The 19,806-nt window shown below is 41.2% G+C and carries 20 protein-coding genes; 11 read left to right on the top strand and 9 right to left on the bottom strand.

What is annotated here, in order from left to right:
- Positions 1–182: 182 nt before the first annotated feature.
- The 5 genes from QE404_RS17670 to rsfS all read right to left on the bottom strand — a co-directional run bounded on the left by QE404_RS17670 (position 183) and on the right by rsfS (position 4,854).
- Complete coding sequence (locus QE404_RS17670; protein WP_307452743.1) at positions 183–839, bottom strand: phosphatidylserine decarboxylase family protein; 657 nt, start codon at positions 837–839, stop codon at positions 183–185.
- A 3-nt stretch (positions 840–842) separates the two neighbouring features.
- Positions 843–1,715, bottom strand: a complete 873-nt coding sequence (locus QE404_RS17665; protein WP_307452741.1) for a phosphatidate cytidylyltransferase — start codon at positions 1,713–1,715, stop codon at positions 843–845.
- A gap of 23 nt (positions 1,716–1,738) precedes the next feature.
- A complete protein-coding gene (locus tag QE404_RS17660; RefSeq protein ID WP_307452740.1) occupies positions 1,739–2,320 on the bottom strand; it encodes an LUD domain-containing protein in 582 nt (193 codons plus the stop codon).
- Positions 2,321–2,453: 133 nt separating this feature from the next.
- Positions 2,454–4,469, bottom strand: a complete 2,016-nt coding sequence (gene ftsH, locus QE404_RS17655; protein ID WP_307452738.1) for an ATP-dependent zinc metalloprotease FtsH — start codon at positions 4,467–4,469, stop codon at positions 2,454–2,456.
- 16 nt (positions 4,470–4,485) lie between these two features.
- A complete protein-coding gene (rsfS, locus tag QE404_RS17650; RefSeq protein WP_307452736.1) occupies positions 4,486–4,854 on the bottom strand; it encodes a ribosome silencing factor in 369 nt (122 codons plus the stop codon).
- An 87-nt stretch (positions 4,855–4,941) separates the two neighbouring features.
- Between rsfS and QE404_RS17645 the strand changes: the two genes are divergently transcribed.
- Positions 4,942–5,658, top strand: coding sequence for a biotin--[acetyl-CoA-carboxylase] ligase (locus QE404_RS17645; protein ID WP_307452734.1), 717 nt, complete (start codon positions 4,942–4,944; stop codon positions 5,656–5,658).
- Here the strand turns inward: QE404_RS17645 and QE404_RS17640 are convergent.
- From QE404_RS17640 to QE404_RS17625, 4 genes are read right to left on the bottom strand one after another with little or no spacing between them, the layout of a single operon-like run.
- The gene (locus tag QE404_RS17640) at positions 5,652–6,764 is read right to left on the bottom strand and encodes an LptF/LptG family permease (protein WP_307452732.1); all 1,113 of its coding nucleotides are present in this window, start codon (positions 6,762–6,764) and stop codon (positions 5,652–5,654) included. The two genes, QE404_RS17645 and QE404_RS17640, sit on opposite strands and share 7 nt — an antisense overlap.
- 3 nt (positions 6,765–6,767) lie before the next feature.
- Positions 6,768–7,898 (bottom strand): tRNA guanosine(34) transglycosylase Tgt, encoded by a 1,131-nt coding sequence (tgt, locus tag QE404_RS17635; RefSeq protein ID WP_307452729.1) that lies wholly within the window; start codon positions 7,896–7,898, stop codon positions 6,768–6,770.
- A gap of 43 nt (positions 7,899–7,941) precedes the next feature.
- The gene (locus tag QE404_RS17630) at positions 7,942–8,280 is read right to left on the bottom strand and encodes a DUF4296 domain-containing protein (protein ID WP_307454037.1); all 339 of its coding nucleotides are present in this window, start codon (positions 8,278–8,280) and stop codon (positions 7,942–7,944) included.
- 27 nt (positions 8,281–8,307) lie between these two features.
- Positions 8,308–9,024 carry a polyprenol monophosphomannose synthase gene (locus QE404_RS17625; RefSeq protein ID WP_307452726.1) on the bottom strand — a complete coding sequence of 239 codons (717 nt, stop codon included), beginning with the start codon at positions 9,022–9,024 and terminating at the stop codon, positions 8,308–8,310.
- Positions 9,025–9,102: 78 nt separating this feature from the next.
- Between QE404_RS17625 and QE404_RS17620 the strand changes: the two genes are divergently transcribed.
- From QE404_RS17620 to QE404_RS17575, 10 genes are all read left to right on the top strand, one after another.
- Positions 9,103–9,771: a DUF4271 domain-containing protein gene (locus QE404_RS17620; protein WP_371935149.1), complete on the top strand. Its 669-nt coding sequence runs from the start codon at positions 9,103–9,105 to the stop codon at positions 9,769–9,771.
- 12 nt (positions 9,772–9,783) lie between these two features.
- Entirely contained in the window at positions 9,784–10,524 is a 741-nt protein-coding gene (locus QE404_RS17615; protein ID WP_307453428.1) for a uroporphyrinogen-III synthase, read from the top strand.
- Between the two features lie 87 nt (positions 10,525–10,611).
- Positions 10,612–12,657 (top strand): S9 family peptidase, encoded by a 2,046-nt coding sequence (locus QE404_RS17610; protein WP_307452722.1) that lies wholly within the window; start codon positions 10,612–10,614, stop codon positions 12,655–12,657.
- Positions 12,658–12,662: 5 nt separating this feature from the next.
- On the top strand, positions 12,663–12,842 hold the full coding sequence (locus tag QE404_RS17605; RefSeq protein WP_307452720.1) for a hypothetical protein: 180 nt from the start codon (positions 12,663–12,665) through the stop codon (positions 12,840–12,842).
- A 29-nt stretch (positions 12,843–12,871) separates the two neighbouring features.
- The gene (locus QE404_RS17600; protein ID WP_307452718.1) at positions 12,872–13,216 is read left to right on the top strand and encodes a hypothetical protein; all 345 of its coding nucleotides are present in this window, start codon (positions 12,872–12,874) and stop codon (positions 13,214–13,216) included.
- 369 nt (positions 13,217–13,585) lie between these two features.
- Positions 13,586–15,133, top strand: a complete 1,548-nt coding sequence (locus QE404_RS17595; protein ID WP_307452717.1) for a sensor histidine kinase — start codon at positions 13,586–13,588, stop codon at positions 15,131–15,133.
- Positions 15,134–15,213: 80 nt separating this feature from the next.
- Positions 15,214–15,900: a response regulator transcription factor gene (locus QE404_RS17590; RefSeq protein ID WP_007842513.1), complete on the top strand. Its 687-nt coding sequence runs from the start codon at positions 15,214–15,216 to the stop codon at positions 15,898–15,900.
- Positions 15,901–16,000: 100 nt separating this feature from the next.
- Positions 16,001–16,651, top strand: coding sequence for a hypothetical protein (locus tag QE404_RS17585; protein WP_307452713.1), 651 nt, complete (start codon positions 16,001–16,003; stop codon positions 16,649–16,651).
- Positions 16,652–16,670: 19 nt separating this feature from the next.
- The gene (locus QE404_RS17580; RefSeq protein WP_307452711.1) at positions 16,671–17,045 is read left to right on the top strand and encodes a hypothetical protein; all 375 of its coding nucleotides are present in this window, start codon (positions 16,671–16,673) and stop codon (positions 17,043–17,045) included.
- A 65-nt stretch (positions 17,046–17,110) separates the two neighbouring features.
- Positions 17,111–19,783, top strand: coding sequence for a TonB-dependent receptor domain-containing protein (locus QE404_RS17575; RefSeq protein WP_307452710.1), 2,673 nt, complete (start codon positions 17,111–17,113; stop codon positions 19,781–19,783).
- Positions 19,784–19,806 lie beyond the last annotated feature (23 nt).

Below are 19,806 nucleotides of genomic sequence, written 5' to 3'. Positions count from 1 at the left end.
ACACTAAATTATTTGCATATTATTTAATTAAAATTCAAATATACAAACAATTTGATAAATTTAAGATAATTATAAATCAATTAATATATAAATCCCAATCCTTATACAATGCAAATTATGATAAGGTATAGAATAAAAAAAGAGGAAATTAGCTTTCCTCTTTGTATTATATCATAATGATTTTAATAATCTTTCATTCGGGCAATGACATCCAGACCGCCTTTGGTAATATCTCCGATCTTACAGATAATCTCAGTATCCAGCGGAAGGAAGATATCCATCCTGGAGCCGAATTTAATGAATCCGAATTCATGTCCTGCTTTAGCTTCATCGCCTTCATTACAATAGAAAACAATCCTTCTGGCTACATACCCTGCAATCTGCCTGAAAACAACTTTATGCTGGGTTAAGCTTTCTACAGCAACGGTCGTCCTTTCATTATCAGTAGATGACTTCTCATGCCAGGCTACCAGATACTTTCCGGGATGGTACTTTTTATAAATCACCTTTCCTGAAACGGGATAACGGCAAATGTGCACATTCAGCGGTGACATGAAAATGGAAACCTGGATAGCCCTTTCATTAAGGAACTCATTTTCATCTACTTCTTTAATCATAACTACTTTGCCATCCACAGGAGCCACTACATTCTCCCTGTGTTCAAGAATTTCACGGTTCGGAACCCGGAAAAACCAGAACACCAAGCTGTAAATAACCAGCAATGGCATAATAACCAATAATGACCATATCTCAAGAAAATAGATCGCTGCTGCACTGATGATAATGAAAAGCAGCGTAGCTACTGTTATAGTTCCTTTTGACTCTCTATGTAATTTCATGAGCTATATAAATTTTTCTAATATAAAATACAAATATACAACAGGCACACAGATCAGGAAACTATCCAGTCTGTCCAATAAACCTCCATGTCCCGGAATAATATTCCCGCTGTCTTTTACCCCAAAATTCCTTTTCAGCTGGCTCTCTACCAGGTCTCCTACCGGCGCAAAAGCGGCAATAAGAAAACCTACCACCATCCAGTTCCCTCGCAAGCCTGGCTGGTAGTGCTCAATAAAGTAGGAAAGAACAAGCGTAAGGATCACACCGCCGGCATATCCTTCCCAGGTTTTTTTAGGTGAAATTTTAGGCGCCATCTTATGTTTCCCAAAGAATTTTCCAACCAGATAGGCAAAAGTATCACTGCTCCAGATCAGGATGAACAAGAACATTACCTCAAGGGAGAAATGATCATTATAACTGGAAAATTTTGGGAGCCCGAGGGCAAAACAGAATGGGAGGGCAATATAGATCACGGTAAAGATTAGTTTACCGCTGTCGTAATAAAGTTCATTGGGGTATTTAAATAAGGTAACTACCGCAATAAGGACCAGGAGAATGGCAAGAAGCTCACTCAGCCTGAAGTCGAAGAAGAAGCCGTACTGGAAATACCGTTTGGAGAAAATATAAAAAATGAAGATGATAAGTGGCCATACTGCCCATCTTTCGTAGCCGTCACCAAATTTCATGATCTTAAAACATTCCCATGAGCTCACTGCGAGAAACAGTGTTATCATTCCATAATACAGGTATTGCTGTTTTACCGGTTCTGGAGAAATGCTGTTAAGAAGATAAGCACCTACCGGACTGGTGCAGAAAATAATAACTGCCACATATACGATGCCCGAAAGGGTTCTTTGAATAAGATTTTTGTCCAAAATTTACAGTTTAGTAAGTTGCGCTAATCTTCAAGCAGCAGTAAAAATAATTTCGTGGCAGATCCTGAAGAATGGTCCATTTTAGACTGGCTGCCGCTGATCGAAGTAAGATTCTTGATATTCCCGTTTCTTTTGATCTTTCCCATAGCATCATTAAGATTGTTCACAATCTGTGATACATTAGCAATGATAATTATTTTTGAAGGCAGCCTCGATGAGTGATAGTGAAGGATATTGTTATGGGAAAGCATGATCCTGCCATCATAAGCAATAAGATACTCACAGGTAATGAAAGCAGCATCGTTGGACGCTTCAAGCTCTGATGTGCATGAAGTCTTAATGACGTTCAAAAAACTCTGCAATTCTTTATCCCAACAGAAAACATTGCTGATGCCTTCTATCTTGATGATCTGATGCAAAGTCTGCAGCGCCTCCGCCTCATCCGCACAGTAATTGAAAAATCCACCGGAATGCGTAAACAGCTGTGCAAACTTATAGTCGAGATCCGCATTTTTCAGCGAATCCCCGAGTTTCTCCAGACTTTCTTTTTCACTCTCCTCAGGCTGGCTGGTAAGTTTGTTTACAATCCTCTTAAATAAATTCAACTTAATCTATTTTTAGTCAACTTTATACAAAAGTAAAAAATTAATTATATAGATTCTAAAAAAGTCCCTTTAAATATGAAAAAACCTGGCATTTTTATATGGCCAGGTTTTTCATGTGTTCTATTTTAAAGGTTTACAGCTGAGTAGGGCTTTCAGGAGCCTGAATTTCGCTTTCCTCTTCTTTGTCTTTAATGATGATTTCTTCATCCGGTTCTTTAGACCCCGGAATAGTATTGGCTACAGGTCTCTCTGTCAATTCAGGATCCCATGCCCGTTTACCGAAGATTTCTTCAAGGTCCTCACGGAAGATCACTTCCTTATCCAGCAGCTTATTGGCCAATGCATCCAGTTTATCTTTGTTCTCCGTAAGGATTCTTACAGCACGGTCATACTGGTTTTCAATAATCCCCTTGATTTCAGAATCAATCTTGGTTGCCGTATCTTCTGAGTAGGGCTTGCCGAAGTTGTATTCTGACTGGCCTGAACTGTCATAATAGGAAATGTTACCTATATTCGGGCTTAATCCGTAGATCGTTACCATAGCCTGGGCTCTTTTCGTTACACTCTCCAAATCGGAAAGTGCTCCTGTAGAGATATTATTGAAAATCACCTGTTCGGCAGCCCTTCCCCCCAGCGTGGCACACATTTCATCAAGCATCTGCTCGGTAGTGGTCAGCTGACGTTCTTCAGGTAAGTACCATGCAGCTCCCAGAGAACGTCCTCTTGGAACAATAGTTACTTTCAGCAGCGGTGAAGCATGTTCTACCAGCCATGAGATGGTGGCGTGTCCGGCTTCGTGATAGGCAACTCTTTTCTTTTCAGAAGGCTTTATGGCTTTATTTTTCTTTTCAAGACCGCCGATGATCCTGTCTACTGCATCCAGGAAATCCTGTTTATTTACTGCGGTATGGTTGTTTCTCGCAGCGATAAGTGCTGCTTCGTTACATACATTGGCAATATCCGCTCCGCTGAATCCAGGGGTCTGTTTTGCCAGGAATTCCCTGTCTACGGAATCATCAAGCTTGATTTTCTTCAAATGCACGTCAAAGATCTGTCTTCTTTCATGCAGTTCAGGAAGGTCTACATAGATGGAACGGTCAAAACGCCCGGCTCTCATCAATGCCTTGTCCAAAATATCAGCCCTGTTGGTTGCTGCCATGACGATAACATTAGTATCTGTTCCGAAACCATCCATTTCCGTAAGCAGCTGGTTAAGGGTATTTTCACGCTCATCATTACCGCCTGAGAAATTATTTTTTCCTCTGGCACGTCCAATCGCATCAATCTCGTCAATAAAGATAATGGCCGGGGACTTTGCTTTTGCCTGTGCAAAAAGGTCTCTTACCCTGGAAGCTCCTACTCCTACAAACATTTCAACGAAATCAGATCCGGAAAGAGAGAAGAACGGCACTTTGGCTTCGCCCGCAACGGCTTTCGCAAGTAATGTTTTACCGGTTCCCGGAGGGCCTACCAGCAGAACTCCTTTCGGGATTTTACCGCCCAGCTTGGTATATTTTTCAGAGTTTTTAAGGAAATCCACCACTTCCTGAACTTCTTCTTTGGCACCTTCCAATCCTGCAACATCTTTAAACGTTACCTGGATCCTCTCTTTTTCATCGAAAAGCTTGGCTTTGGACTTCCCGATAGAGAAAATCTGTCCTCCGGGACCTCCGCCACCGCCCATCTTTCTGAAAAGAAGGAAGTAAAATAACCCAAGGATAGCAATCCAGATCAATGCAGAAACCAGGATATCTGCAAAAGGACTTTTACCCGCTCCGTAGTCTTTGGTTGTTTTTAAGTTGGGATTATCTGCTTTAATTTTATCAAACTTCTGAAGGAAAAGCTGCAGGTCACCATATTTCACCGTATAATCGGCTTTTGAAGCCATTCCTAATGATGAAAAAGGGTCATTCTGCTTAGCTGTTTTCTTCACCATTTCAGAACGGGCAGCCTGTGTAAGGAATACATCAGCCTTTTCCGTGTCTTTATAGATCAGTACGTTCTGAACTTTTCCCGCCTGCATGATCTGGAAGAATTCATCTTCATCGATAGATTTTGCATTATCGCCTCCTAGAAAATTGGAGCCGAAGAATAACAAAAGAGCTATGATCGCAATCGGAAAAAACCAGTTAAATCCTTTATTGTTCATTTACTGTTATTAAAATTTATAATTCATTTTCGATTTTGGTGATAGAAGCATCACCCCAAAGTTCCTCTATATCGTAATACTCGCGAACCTGCTTTTGGAATATATGAACGACTACCGAAACGTAGTCTACCAGAACCCACATTGCGTTTTCAGTTCCCTCTACATGCCATGGGCGCTCCCTCAGTTCATTTCTCACTTTCTTCTCTACGCTTCCTGCCAGAGCAGCCACCTGCGTATTGGAGTTACCGCTGCATATCACGAATGTTTCTGCTACCGAGTTCTCTATGTTGGAAAGATCAAAAATCATGATATCCTCACCCTTTACATCTTGTATCGCCTCAACGATTTTATCTAGTAATTGTTGCTTTTCTGCTGTTTTATTCATTAAAAAAATACTATAATCTGCAAATTTATTGTTTTTTCTTTACTTTAGCCTTACTTTTAGCCCTGGAAAGTCTTAAAGTTTTCTTAAATGAGCGAACTGTTTTATCTGAAAGAATGTTCTTCTACTAATGACGAAATTCCCGGATTTTTACTTTATGGAAATGCAGATTTTATCGGCCTGCATACTTTCAACCAAACTCAAGGCCGCGGTCAGTATGGAAATCGTTGGACCTCAGCAGCCGGACAGAATGTAGCATACACTTTGGCGGCAGGCATCTCGAATTTCCGGCTCCCGGATAGTTTATTCAATTATTATACCGCAAGCCTTATCAGATCGTTCCTTGCCAATCTGACCGGTTTACCCGTGAAAATAAAGTGGCCCAATGACATTATCCTTAAAGGTAAGAAAATCGTCGGGATTTTAATCGAAAAGAAAAAAATTAATCAAAAGACCTACTACATTATTGGCGCAGGCTTTAACGTTCTCCAGGAAGATTTTGATGGCATTTCCAATGCAGGTTCCCTTCTGACACAAACAGGAAATCGTTTTGAACTGGATGGATTTACCTCACAGCTGCATCAGTTCCTGACAGAACAACTACGCAATCCTCCTTCTGCTCAGGAAGTCATGGAAGCATTTAATGCCCACTTATTCCGCAGGAATGAAATCTCCGTTTTTGAAATTGAAAAAGAGCGACAAAATGGCATTATCCGCCATGCCGACGAACAAGGTGCCTTATGGATCGAGCTTGAAAAAGATGGCTTAAGGTCTTTCTACCACAAAGAAGTAAAGCTGCTTTACTGATTCGCTCTTTTGAAATACAGGATGGCGGCGATCGGTAAAAATATCATATTCGGGAACCACATTGCCAGCGCAGGGGACATGCTCTTGTTTTCAGAAACAACTTTCAATGCTTCAAAGGAAAAGACAAAGATAAACGCCAGCGAAATTCCAAGCGCAAGATTGATTCCTAAGCCGCCCCGCTTTTTCTGTGACGAGAGCGACAAAGCCAGGAAAGTAAGGATAACTACAGAAACCGGCATTGACGTCCGCTGATACAGCTCATTGAGGTGGGCATTGAGATTGCTGTTTCCTTTTTCTCTTTCCCTGCTGATGAATTTCAGAAGTTCGGGTGTTGTTTTATTCTGTCCTAAGAGTTCATTAGGAAACAGTTCTTCAGGATCATGTCCGTAACTTTTCTTCAGGTCAAAGCCGCTGTTCAGCTTTTCACTGTCATCTTTATTGATCGTTTTTTCAACAAAGCCATTCAGCACGAACTGCTTTTTAGCATTATCCCAATATACATCGTTGGCTTTCAGCTCGTAGGTCATCTTCCTGTTTTTGTCAAACTTCTGAAACACGAAGCCGGAACCTCTCTTCTCACGTTTATTCCAGGAATTGATGAAAATATATTCCATGCGGCTCAATTGTGCGGAAACCGGCGCCGTACCAAGAACTTTTTCTTTGTTGGTCGAATTGTAGGTATACGCCTCAAGCTGGTTTTTTTTAATGTTAGCCCAAGGCAATACAAAATGGTTCACCAGAAGCGAAAGTACTGCAATAAACAGAGAGGTGATCAGATAAGGTCTTGCAAACCGGTGGAAACTGGCCCCGCTGCTGATTACCGCAACAATTTCTGTATTATTGGCCATTCTCGAGGTAAAATAAATCACAGAGATGAAAACCAGAATAGACAGGAAGGTCATCACCAGGTTGATGATCCAGAAAGGATAGAAATGAATCAGGAAATAATTGAGATCAAGCTTCGGATCCAATGCCCGTGCATTCTCTATCCTGGGTATTTTCTGCTGGACATCAATAACCAGGACGACCACAGACAGCAATATCAGCATGAAACTGAAGGTCCCAAGGTATTTCTTAATGATATATCTGTCTACAATTTTAAGCATGTCTTATAATCTTTGTCTCAGAACAGGAAGCACGGATTTTTTCCATTCGTAGAAATCTCCTGCTACAATATGTTCCCTGGCTACTTTTACCAGATCCAGGTAAAACGCCAGATTATGAATAGAAGCAATCTGCTTGCCCAGGTATTCTTTGGATACGAACAGGTGCCTTACATAAGCCTTTGAATATTCCTGATCTACAAAGCTCGTCCCAAACTCATCCAACGGCGAGAAGTCGTCCTTCCACTTTTCATTTTTAAGGTTCACCACTCCCTGCCAGGTAAAGATCATCCCGTTTCTTGCATTCCGGGTAGGCATTACGCAATCCATCATATCAATACCCAATCCAATGGATTCAAGGATGTTCCACGGGGTACCGACTCCCATCAGGTACCTTGGTTTTTCTTTTGGCAGAATATCCGTTACCTCATCGGTAATCCTGTACATTTCCTCTTCAGGCTCTCCCACAGACAATCCTCCGATAGCATTTCCTTCTGCTCCTGCCTCAGAAATCACCTCTGCAGAAATCTTCCTTAGATCGGAATAGGTTGATCCCTGAACAATCGGGAATAGTCTCTGTTTGTATCCATACAGCTCAGGATTCTGTTCTGTCCAGTCGATACATCTTTTGAGCCAGCGGTGTGTAAGCTCCATTGAGGTTTTAGCCTGATTATACTCACATGGATATGGTGTACATTCATCAAAAGCCATAAAAATATCGGCTCCGATCTGCCTCTGGATCTCCATAGACCGTTCCGGTGAAAACATATGGTAGCTCCCGTCAATATGAGATTTGAAGCGGGCCCCTTCTTCCGTCATCTTACGGGTATCTGCAAGGGAAAACACCTGAAATCCTCCGGAATCGGTAAGGATAGGCTGGTCCCAGTTCATGAACTTATGCAGCCCGCCTGCCTTCTGCATGACGTCCATCCCCGGACGCAGGTAAAGGTGGTAGGTATTGCCCAGAATAATCTGCGCCTTAATATCTTCTTTTAACTCTCTCTGATGAACGGTCTTTACACTGGCCACGGTTCCCACCGGCATAAAAATCGGTGTCTGAACCACCCCGTGATCTGTGGTTATTTCTCCTGCCCTGGACTTACCCTCAGAGGTTTTATGTATGGTAAAAAAATTCATTCGTATGCTTTTTGATTCATCTACATCATTAATAGCACGGTCATTATCTTGCAAAAGCCGGCACATTTCCATTCTGTTTCAGCTTATCCTGTATATATTTTTCTGCTTTGGGATCTTTCTCCAGCAGTATTTTCTGGGCATCATCGGCAATTCCTTTCATTTTCTGCTTAATGGTGTAGTATTTGAAACTTTCCACAAAATCGGCAGGTTTTACCTGATGGGCTTTGAGCACGAACCTGGTTCCCGCCTCAAGATTGCTGTTAGGATACACAAAGGTTGCCTGGTCATTAATGGCCATATCAGCCAAAATTTCTGCCATCTTGTCTTTCGGGATAAGGTTTTTGGGCTTGTCTATATAACCGTTACAGGCCAGCATGCTCATGAATAGGATAAAGAAAACAAGGATTTTTCATAATCTGTTGATGATGGATTTCCATTTTAAATTGAGTACTCCGAATACCGCTTCATGAATGATCCCACCGTTCATTTTGCTTTCCCCCAGAATCCTGTTGGTAAAAATAATCGGTACTTCCACAATCCTGAAGTTCTTTTTAAAAGCACGGAATTTCATTTCAATCTGAAAGCCGTATCCTTTCAGTTTCACATTTTCCAGCCCTATCTCTTCCAGTACTTTCCTTGAAAAGCAAACAAACCCTGCCGTCGTATCATGAATAGGCAATCCTAAAATGAACCTGACATACCGGGACGCAAAATAGGACAACAGCACACGCCCCATTGGCCAGTTAACCACATTTACTCCTTTGGAATACCTGGACCCGATAGCCATATCAGCGTTGAGGCAGGCTTCATAAAGTCTCGGGAGGTCTTTAGGATCATGGGAAAAATCCGCATCCATTTCAAAGATGTAATCATATCCGTTCTGAATGGCCCAGTGAAAGCCATGGATATAAGCTTTTCCCAAACCGTCCTTAATGTGCCGTACGGAAAGGTGAAGTTCGTGAGGGAATTCTTTCTGCAACTCCTTTACAATACCGGCGGTTCCGTCAGGAGAAGAATCATCCACTACCAAAACATGAAAGCCGTCTTCCAATGCAAAAACTGCGGAAATAATATTTTCAATATTTTCCTTTTCGTTATACGTTGGAATGATGACCAGTTTTTTCATTTCAGTTTGCAAAGATAGTTTATTTAACCTTTTTATTTTATACAAAATAATCTATAATTTTGCAAAAAAAATATCCCTTTGCCATCACCACAAAATTTTGTTAATCACGTAAGAATCCCCGAGAATAACGACTGGGTCATCTTTATATTATTAGGCTGTATTTTTTTATACCTTTTTATGATGAACATCGTAGAAAGGGAAGCCAGCCTGCGCGACTTTCTGCTCCAGAAGTATTTTGACTCCAGCAACAACCTTCCCAGCTGGATCATCACCTCCTCCATTACCACACTTACGCTTGCCACTCTCATATCCCAGACCATACCTACGGTTCCGCAGTTTATTTCAGAGATTCAGATCTCAGGGTTTCAGCTGAACAAGTTTGGATATACCTTACTGGTGATTGCATTTTTCTACCTGTCTAAATCAGCTCTGGGCTTTATGTTTTATCACAGCACGGGGGACGGAAAAAAATGGGCTGTATTTTATTTTACGGCTACCAAATTTTATTTTATCCTTTCTTTTATCCTGATCGTTCTCTGCATCGTGCATTATTACTTCCCGGTAGACAGGCATGAATTATTTTTTTATTACCTGATTTTCTCCTTATTTGTATTTATTTTCAAGATTTTTTTCTATTTATTTCACAGAAACAACATTTTGCCTCAAAAATGGTATTATAAATTTTTGTATATTTGCACCCTCCAAATCACACCACTATTGCTGCTTTGGAAATTATTATTTTTTTAATAAAAGTCAATGATGAGAATAAAGTCTATATTGGTCTCTCAACCAGCGCCGAGTGAGTCATCTCCATACCTGGATATTGCAAAGAAGGAAAAAATAAAAATTGATTTCCGACCGTTTATCCACGTAGAAGGAGTTGACAATAAAGAACTTAGAACACAGAAAATTGATCTTACGCAGTACACAGGGATTATTTTCACCAGTAAGAATGCCATTGATCATTACTTCAGGCTAGCTGAAGAGCTGCGTTTTGCAGTACCGGATACCATGAGGTATATATGCCAGTCCGAGGCCATTGCCAACTATCTTCAGAAGCATATCGTATACCGAAAAAGAAAAATCAGCTTCGGGGAGAAAAACTTCTCAGATCTTTTACCTCTCTTTAAAAAATTCCCGACTGAAAAATACCTTCTTCCTTCCTCTGATGTATTAAGCCCGGATATTGTAAAAACACTGGATGCCGCCAATATCAACTGGACGCGCGCCATTATGTACCGTACAGTATGCAGCAACCTTACCGACATCGACATCAAGGAATATGACATGCTTATTTTCTTCAGCCCGCAGGGGATTAAGTCTTTACAGCAGAACTTCCCTGATTTCAAGCAGGAAGATACTAAAATAGGTGTTTTCGGAAATACGACTTTAGCCGCTGCAGAAGAAGCAGGACTGAAGGTGGATCTGATGGCTCCGACCAAAGAGACGCCGTCTATGACCATGGCTCTTGAAAAGTATATTAAGGCACTGCATAAGTAGTCCTTAAATCAAAATATCCGCGGCCATCTTTTCATTAAAAGGAAAGATGGCTTTTTTTAGTTAAATTTGAACAAGATTTAATATTGAATGAAAGCTCCACAGGCAAAAAAAATAGAAAAGACACTTGAAATTCACGGGGACCAGAGAATGGATCCCTACTTCTGGCTCAATGAAAGAGAAAACCCTGAGGTACTACGCTATCTTGAAGAAGAAAATTCCTACGCAGACTTCATGATGAAGGATACGGAAGAACTTCAGGAAGAATTGTTTGAGGAGATGAAATCCCGCTATAAAAAAGACGACGAGTCGCTGCCTTATTTCTTTAATGGCTACTGGTACATCGTAAGGTACGAAGAAGGAAAAGAGTATCCTATTTTCTGCAGGAAGCAGCATAGCCTGGATCGGCCGGAAGAAATCATTGTGGATGTTAACATCCTGGCAGAAGGTGAAAGCTTCTTTGAGGTAGGCAGTGTGGCAGTAAGCCCGGATAACCTGCTGGCCTCATTTTCTGCCGACAATGTCGGAAGAAGGATCTACACCATTAATTTTAAGGACCTGCAAACCGGGGAAATCCTTCCTGATAAAATCCCTAATACGACTGGAAAAGCCGTATGGGCAAATGACAACAAACATGTATTCTATATCAGGAAAGACACGAATCTCCGAGCTTTTCAGGTATACAGGCACCAGCTTGGAACAGATCCCTCCGAAGATGTATTGATCTTCCATGAAGAGGATGATACTTTTGATGTCAATGTATTCAAAACAAAATCCCTCAAATATATCTTCATAGCAAGCTCCAGCACCATTTCGGATGAACACCGTTTTATCCCTTCGGATGATGTTTTTGCAGACTGGACCGTTATACAGCCAAGGATGGATGACCTGGAATATTCCGTAGAGCATTACGAGGATGAATTCTACATTATTACCAATGCTGATGACGCCACCAATTTCAAGATCGTAAAAACCAAGATCAGCCAATGCAGTATGGATCATTGGGTAGACGTTATTCCGCACAGGGAAAACGTACTCCTGGAGGGTTTTGAAATATTCAGGGACTATCTGGTTCTTGAAGAAAGAGAACAGGGATTGCTCCAGATCAAGATCATCAATGAAAAAAACGGGGAATCATATTACCTTCCTTTTTCAGATCCTACTTATACAGCTTACATCGGAATCAACCTTGAATTTGATACTGATATACTCCGTTACGGTTATACTTCCCTCACACAGCCCGGCTCTACCTACGAATACAATATGAAAGAGAAAACAACCCAGCTTCTGAAGCAACAGGAAGTATTGGGCGGCAAATTTTCTCCGGAAAATTATATTTCAGAAAGAATCTGGGCAGATTCCAGAGATGGCAAAACCAAAATCCCGGTTTCGCTGGTGTATCATAAAGATACCGTGAAATCCGGGGATACTCCCTTGTTACTTTACGGCTATGGAAGTTACGGACATACCGTAGACGCCAGCTTTTCCAATGTGAGATTATCCCTCCTGGACAGAGGATTTATTTATGCCATTGCGCACATCCGCGGCGGAGAATACCTGGGAAGGGAATGGTATGAAGAGGGAAAAATGCTGTATAAGAAAAATACTTTCTTTGATTTTATTGATGCAGGAAAATTCCTGATCCGTGAAAATTATACATCCTCAAAACACCTGTACGCCATGGGTGGAAGTGCGGGCGGACTGCTGATGGGAGCCGTCGTCAACTTTGAACCTAAGCTATTCAATGGGATTGTAGCTCAGGTTCCGTTTGTAGACGTGGTTACCACGATGCTCGATGAAACAATACCGCTGACTACCGGGGAGTATGACGAATGGGGAAATCCGAATGACCGGGAATACTACGACTACATGAAGTCCTATTCTCCGTATGACAATGTAGAAGCGAAAGATTATCCGCACATGCTGATCACTACCGGCCTTCATGATTCGCAGGTACAGTACTGGGAACCGGCCAAATGGGTAGCTAGGTTGCGTGAACTGAAAACAGATGACCATCTGCTGATTTTCAAAACTGACATGAGTGCTGGACACGGCGGAGCAAGCGGAAGATTTGAATCGTTGAAAGAAGATGCCCTGGAGTATGCGTTTTTAATAAAATTGGAAAACAAAAACTAACCCATATGATGCTCCTGATTATTTTCTTTGGCATTGCTGTGACTTATTATCTTTTCCAAAAAAGCAGAATCAGCAGGATTGAAAAACAGGAATACCTGCGGGAAAAGAAAAATGAAAAGTTTGATCAGCTTCTTGATCTTGCGAGAAAAGAGGATCAGGCAAAATCCAAAAATCAGAATACATAAAAACCATCAGGAGAATTGATTGATACACTATGATTAACGAAGCAGAATACTGGCAGAAAATAGAACAATTTTTCATTGAAAATTTTGATACGGAAAAAAATGCCCCGATTGAGACCTACCTGTTTTTGATAGGCCTTCAGGAATTGGGCAGCGGTCAGCAGAAATACACCAAGGAAGATAAGGTTAACCTGCTTCATATTGCCGTATGCAGGCTACTGGAACCCTTTGGATATTATAAATTTTCCCATTATGACGATGATGGGTACCCGCACTTTGAAATGCTCGAGGAACTTCCTGAATTAAAGCCCAATGAACAGCAGCTGTTGATGAAAAAAGCTATCATACAGTATTTCCAGGACGAGGAATTATTGTAAAACATGAAAAGGAAAACAGGAGCCCCTGTTTTCCTTTTTTATTTTCTTAGAATATTTTCTGATAAAGCAGTAACAATTCTGAACCATTATCTTAAGAAATGTGATGCATATTTAGGTTTCATAATCGGAAAATCATGCAATATTTTCCTATCAATAAGAATTAATCCTTATAAACGTGTAATTTTTTCATGTGTTTACTGTATATATGTTAATAAACGACGACACCGGCATAAACATAATAAATTTATAAATAAATGTTAAAATTGTTTCTTTTAAGAAAAATTAAACAATATTATGGCTCGTTTTTTGTTTATGAAATCATAAAATGATTAATTTTAACATTCATAATCACAACTGCAGTATTGAATAATGAATAATAAGTTCATCCCCATCATTTCAGTGTTTATGACAATTTCACTGATTGTCTTTGTTACGCTTCAGTTCTACTGGCTGAAGAGGTATTACGGTACCCTTGAACAGGATTTTTCTAATAAGGTGTATTCCGCTTTGGAAAGCACTTCTAAAAGCATCGGAGAAATTGAAGTGGAAAAATACATGAATGATGATTTCAAGAACTTCAGGAATAATATTCTCGCCAATAATGACCAGCCATCGCTGACTACCATCCAGCAGGTCGAGGATTCCGGAACGCAGAGGCAGATCATTTATTCTAAAAATATCATTGAAAAAACACAGCTCCCGATCTCACAGAAGGGAGATTCTATAAAGCTGACTAAACTGTATTCTGATGAGGCGGCTTACAAGGTAAAAAAAGACACGAATAACCGTGAACTCCTGACCGCTGATATCAATCAGGATATTGAAAACGGGGATTACACGGTAAAGGAATTCGCCAAAGTGTATGGTAATAACCTTCCGCTCAGCAAAAGAGTCAATACCAAGATCCTTGATTCCGTTATTACGAAAGAACTCAGGATCAGAGGGATTTCTGCTCAGTTCGGCTATGGCATCACGGATAAAAATAATAATACGACCAGCATATTTAATAAACTGTATAAGGATAAGAAAGACAACAATACTTACAGTTATCCGCTATTTACAGACAATAAATACAGGACCATCTATAATCTTGCTCTAGTTTTCCCGAAAAAGGAATACTCTCTTGCCATGAACAACTGGCCTATGCTGTTGGGCACTTTCCTTTCTTTGCTCACTATTCTGGGTATCTATATCATTTCCATCAATTATATGATGAAGCAGAAGAAGCTGGCAGAAGTGAAGACCGACTTCATCAACAATATGTCCCACGAATTCAAGACTCCGTTAGCAACAATTTCTGTAGCTACAGACTCGCTGGCCAATGATAAGATTGCAACCAATCCGGATAAGGTAAAATACTATTCAGAACTGATCAAGCAGGAAAACCTGCGGATGAAAAAGCAGGTAGAAAACGTCCTGAACATGTCTAAACTGGAACGCAATGAAGTCAATCTTTTCCTGAAAGAGGCGAATGTCAGGGAGCTGATCAAAAAAACAACAGAATCCTTCAACCTCATTGTAAGCCAGAGAAACGGTACGCTGACCCAGGAATTTACAGCGGAACAATACAATTTTAAAATTGATGAGTTCCACATTGCCAATGTATTGGTAAACCTGCTGGACAACGCCAACAAATATTCTCCAGAAGCCCCTGAAATCCATGTTAAGACAAGAAATGAGGGCCATTGGTATATTATTGAAGTCTCGGATAAAGGCATGGGTATGGAAACCCATAATAAAACCAAAATCTTTGAAAAATTCTTCCGGGAGGAGACCGGAAACATCCATAATGTAAAGGGGCAGGGCTTAGGCCTGTCCTATGTTAAAAAGATTGTTGAGCTTCATAAAGGTCATGTTATTGTGGAATCCAACAAAGGAAAAGGCAGCACCTTTATAATAAAGCTGCCCATGAATTAAAAATTAAAATTAAAGGTTATCAGGAACCAAATCATCCCGGTAGCCACACATATTTATTACCAACTAAAAAATATAAACTTATGAGCAACAGGATATTATTGGTAGAAGACGATCAGAGTTTTGGAGCCGTACTAAAAGATTATTTAACGATCAATAACTTTGAGGTAACACTGGCTACAGACGGAGAACAGGGATTGAAAGAGTTTACTGAAAATGAGTTTGACATCTGTATTTTTGATGTGATGATGCCGAAAAAGGACGGTTTTTCACTGGCAGAAGATGTGAAAAAAATTGATAAAAACACTCCGATCATCTTCCTTACCGCAAGGAACATGAGGGAAGATATTCTGAAAGGTTATCAGCTAGGTGCAGACGATTATATTACCAAGCCTTTCGACACCGAATTGCTCCTGTATAAAATCAAAGCCATCCTTCAAAGGAGCTCTACCCTCGAAAATGAGGAACAGGAACAGTTTAAGATCAGCAATATCTTTTTCGATTCCATGTTGAGGCAGCTGCGGGTAGGAGACAAAGAATATAAGCTCTCCCCTAAGGAGAACGAGCTGCTTAAGCTCCTGTGCATTCACAGAAATGACTTTATGCCGAGAGACCTGGCCTTAAGGAAAATCTGGAAAAAAGAAAACTATTTTACCGCCAGAAGTATGGATGTATATATCGCCAAACTTCGTAAACTGCTGAAAGATGATGAAGGTCTGGAAATCATCAACGTTCATGGTGAAGGTTTCCGTTTACTGGTAAAAAACTAATCTGAGATCTATTTATATTTTCAATATATTTCACAGACACAATCAGGATTATCCCTATAAAATTAGCAAAACAATTAAAATGTTTTGCTAATTTTGCATTATGGGATTATCAAATATAAAAAATTACTGTTTAGGACTGTTTGCTGTCTCAGTAACTCTGGTTTCGTGTAAAAAAGATCAGCGTGCAACTTATCTAACTGAAGAAGCCGGAATAGACCAGCCGGTTCAGTCCGGAATTGCTCCTAAAGTCTCTTTGTTTGACCAGGCGGGAATACAGACGGCACAACCACAGTCAACAGCTGTTACTGCACCGGGGATGAATCCTCCTCACGGGCAACCTGGCCACCGGTGTGATATTCCGGTAGGACAGCCCCTAAATAGCAAGCCCGCGCAGGATGCAACGCAAAAAGTAACCGTTAATCCCAACCAGGGGCAGCAGACCATACAGATTGATCCCAATGCCCTTCAGCCCGGAAAATTTACCGTGGATGCCAACGGCAAGCCTAAAGCCGTAAAAACAGCAAAAGGAATGAACCCTCCTCACGGCGAGCCGGGACACCGGTGCGATATTCCGGTAGGACAACCCTTAAATAGCAAACCCGCGCAAAACATACAGCCTGTGCAGACCATAGCGCAAAACACTCCACAACCAGCCACTCCTGCTCCAACAGGAGAAAAACCTGCCCTAAATCCGCCTCATGGGGAACCATGGCATAATTGTGCGGTAAAAGTTGGTGAAGCTTTACCGTAATTTTTGTATTTTTGCATCAGTGAAACTGTTTCATATCATAGCGATTGTTTTCTGCCTGGGAATTTTTCTGGTTCCCAAGGATACACTGTACCTTGAAAACATGCATGAAACATGCTGTAAGCAAAAGGATTCCGGAATGGACTGCTGCAAAAAAGATAAGCAGAACATCCATCATTCCGAGCATCAAAACAGCAAGCAGAAGTCTTCCTCCTGTGATGACAGCTGCTGTTCTACCTGTGCAGTATGCTATACTTTTATTGAAACGCCTTTTTCTGTAAACCAGAAGCTGGAATTATCTTATTATAAGTCTAACAAAAACCTACAGTTTCAGTATTCCGATCCTTATCTTTCAGACCGTTTAAAAGAAATCTGGCAGCCGCCTAAACTAGGTTAATAGTATCCGCTAATGTTTACCCTCTACAGGTGAACTGAATTTTTATTAATCTAAATTTAAACAACATGAAATTATATATTTCCAGGATATTTCTTGGTATATTCCTGGTATCTTCCCAATGGATATTAGCACAAGCCCTTTCCAGACATCAGTTCAGCGTAAAAGGAAAGTGTGAGATGTGCAAGACAAGAATTGAAAGTACAGCACTGAAAGCAGGAGCAAAGCAGGCTGTCTATTCTATAGATTCCCAAACATTAACGCTGGAAACAGACAACAGCACATCTACAGATAATATTCTACAAAAGGTAGCTGAGGCTGGCCACGATAATGAGAAATTTAAGGCAACGCCTGCGGCATATGAAGCACTTCCTGCCTGTTGTCATTATGATCGGGATTCCGGTGCTCTTCAGACTACGGCTGAACAGAATGAGCACAGCACAAAGAAGGAAAATGAATTTTTTGTCAGAGGGAACTGTGAATCCTGCAAGGCAAGAATTGAGAAAGCAGCCAAGGAAGCCGGTGCCCGTTCTGCTGAATGGAATGCAGAAAGTCAGAAGTTAACCCTTGACTTTGATCCGGCAACCACATCATCAGACAAAATCCTTCGGAAAATTGCGGATGCAGGCCATGATAATGAAAAATACAGGGCAGCAGATGCGGTTTATAAAAACCTTCCTTCATGCTGTCTGTATGACAGGAATATTCCTTTCGGAGAGGTTAATCCTAAGGTTCATGCAGAAGAAGGCACAAATCCCTCCCATGCCCAACACAGTTTGTCTGAGACAGAAGGAAAAACAATTGAAGGAGTAACGGTAATAGGTTCAAAGGCTGCGACTTCACTGAATAAGAAAGAAGCCGGAATGGTATTTAACATCGACCGCAAAGAATTGCTGAAGGCAGCATGCTGCAACCTTTCCGAAAGTTTTGAAACCAATGCAACTGTAGACGTATCGTTCAGCAATGCCGTTACCGGGACTAAACAGCTCAAAATGCTGGGACTGGACCAGAAATACACCAGCTTAACCAAAGAACTGCTGCCTGAGATCAGAGGCCTGGCTTCAGCATATGGTCTCAGTTTTATTCCGGGAAGATGGATTGAAGGCATTCAGCTTACGAAGGGAGGAAGCACTGTTACCAACGGATATGAGAGCATTACCGGGCAGATCAATACTGAGCTGCTGAAAAACGCGGCCAAACCCGAAACTTCACTGAATCTTTTTGCCGATTTCAATGGCCGTACCGAAGCCAATATAACCAGTGTTTCCAAAATCAATGATCAGTGGTCACAAACATTCCTTCTCCACGGAAACGGAACATTCGGCAATACAGACATGAATAAAGACGGATTCCTTGACAGGCCTAAAGGTACCCAGATCAATGCCGCCTATCTATTAAATTACAATGATTTGGAAAAATCCGGTTTCGGATCTCATTTCGGGATTAATTTCATCAAGGACGAGCGGACTTCAGGTCAAACCGATTTCAATAAAAATATTTCACAGGACAAACAGTCCGCCAATGGTGTCGGGATCGACATCTCGAGGTTTCAGGTGTGGAACAAGACCGGCTATGTTTTTAAAGGAAAACCTTACCAGAGCTTAGGCTGGATGAACCAGTATACGTACCACCAGCAGGATAGTTTCTTTGGACTGAGGAATTATTCCGGTAAACAGCATACGTACTATTCCAATCTGATCTTTGAGAGCATCCTGGGCAATACCAACCATAAATATAAAGCAGGAGCAAGCTTCATGTATGACGGCTATGATGAAACCTATCTTACAGATCAGTTCAAAAGGAATGAAATTGTTCCGGGTGTATTTGCCGAATATACGCTGACCGGCCTGAAATACACCCTGGTTGCAGGTGCAAGAGTGGATTTCCATAATCTTGCAGGAACACAGTTTACACCAAGGATGAATTTTAAATATGACATCACTCCGCAGACTATTTTAAGGCTTTCTGCAGGAAGGGGATTCAGAACGGCCAATGTATTTGCGGAAAACCAGCAGTATTTTGCGTCCAACCGCATGGTTCAGATTATGCAGAACGGCGGAAATATTTACGGGCTGAAACCTGAAATCGCTTGGAACTATGGAGCCAGCCTGCAACAGGAATTCAAACTGTTCGGGAGAAAATCTTCCGTGGTGGCTGATTTTTTCAGAACCGATTTCAAGGATCAGGTACTGGTAGATCTTGACCGCTCGCCCCAGCAGCTCACCTTCTATAATCTTGAAGGGAAATCTTTTGCCAATTCTTTTCAGACCCAGTGGGACTTTATTCCTCTCAAAAACTTCGAGGTAAGGCTGGCCTATAAATATTACGACGTTCAAGCGGACTATCTCGAAGGAAGGCGTGAAGTTCCGTTTATGGCAAGACACAGAGGTTTTCTTAATCTGGCGTATGCAACTAACAAAAATACCAAGGGCGGATTCTGGAGCTTCGATACCACGCTTAACTGGATCGGAAAACAAAGGCTTCCGGAAACCTCTTCCAATCCTCAGGAATTCAGACTGCCGGCTTATTCCGAATCCTATGCCGTACTGAATGCACAGATTTCCAGAAATTTTAATCCTAAAATAAGGGCTTATCTGGGAGGTGAAAACCTGACTTCATATTATCAGAAGAACGCTATTGTAGATTTCAGGAATCCGTTCGGAAATTATTTCGATGGCGGGATGGTGTATGCACCCATCATGAAAGCTAACTTTTATGTTGGGCTGGATGTGACATTCTAACGGATTTTAAACAGAATAAACCT

Origin of the sequence: Chryseobacterium camelliae (genome assembly GCF_030818575.1) — a bacterium.
Lineage (GTDB): Bacteria > Bacteroidota > Bacteroidia > Flavobacteriales > Weeksellaceae > Chryseobacterium > Chryseobacterium camelliae_A.
This window is presented reverse-complemented; position numbering and strand designations above follow the sequence as displayed.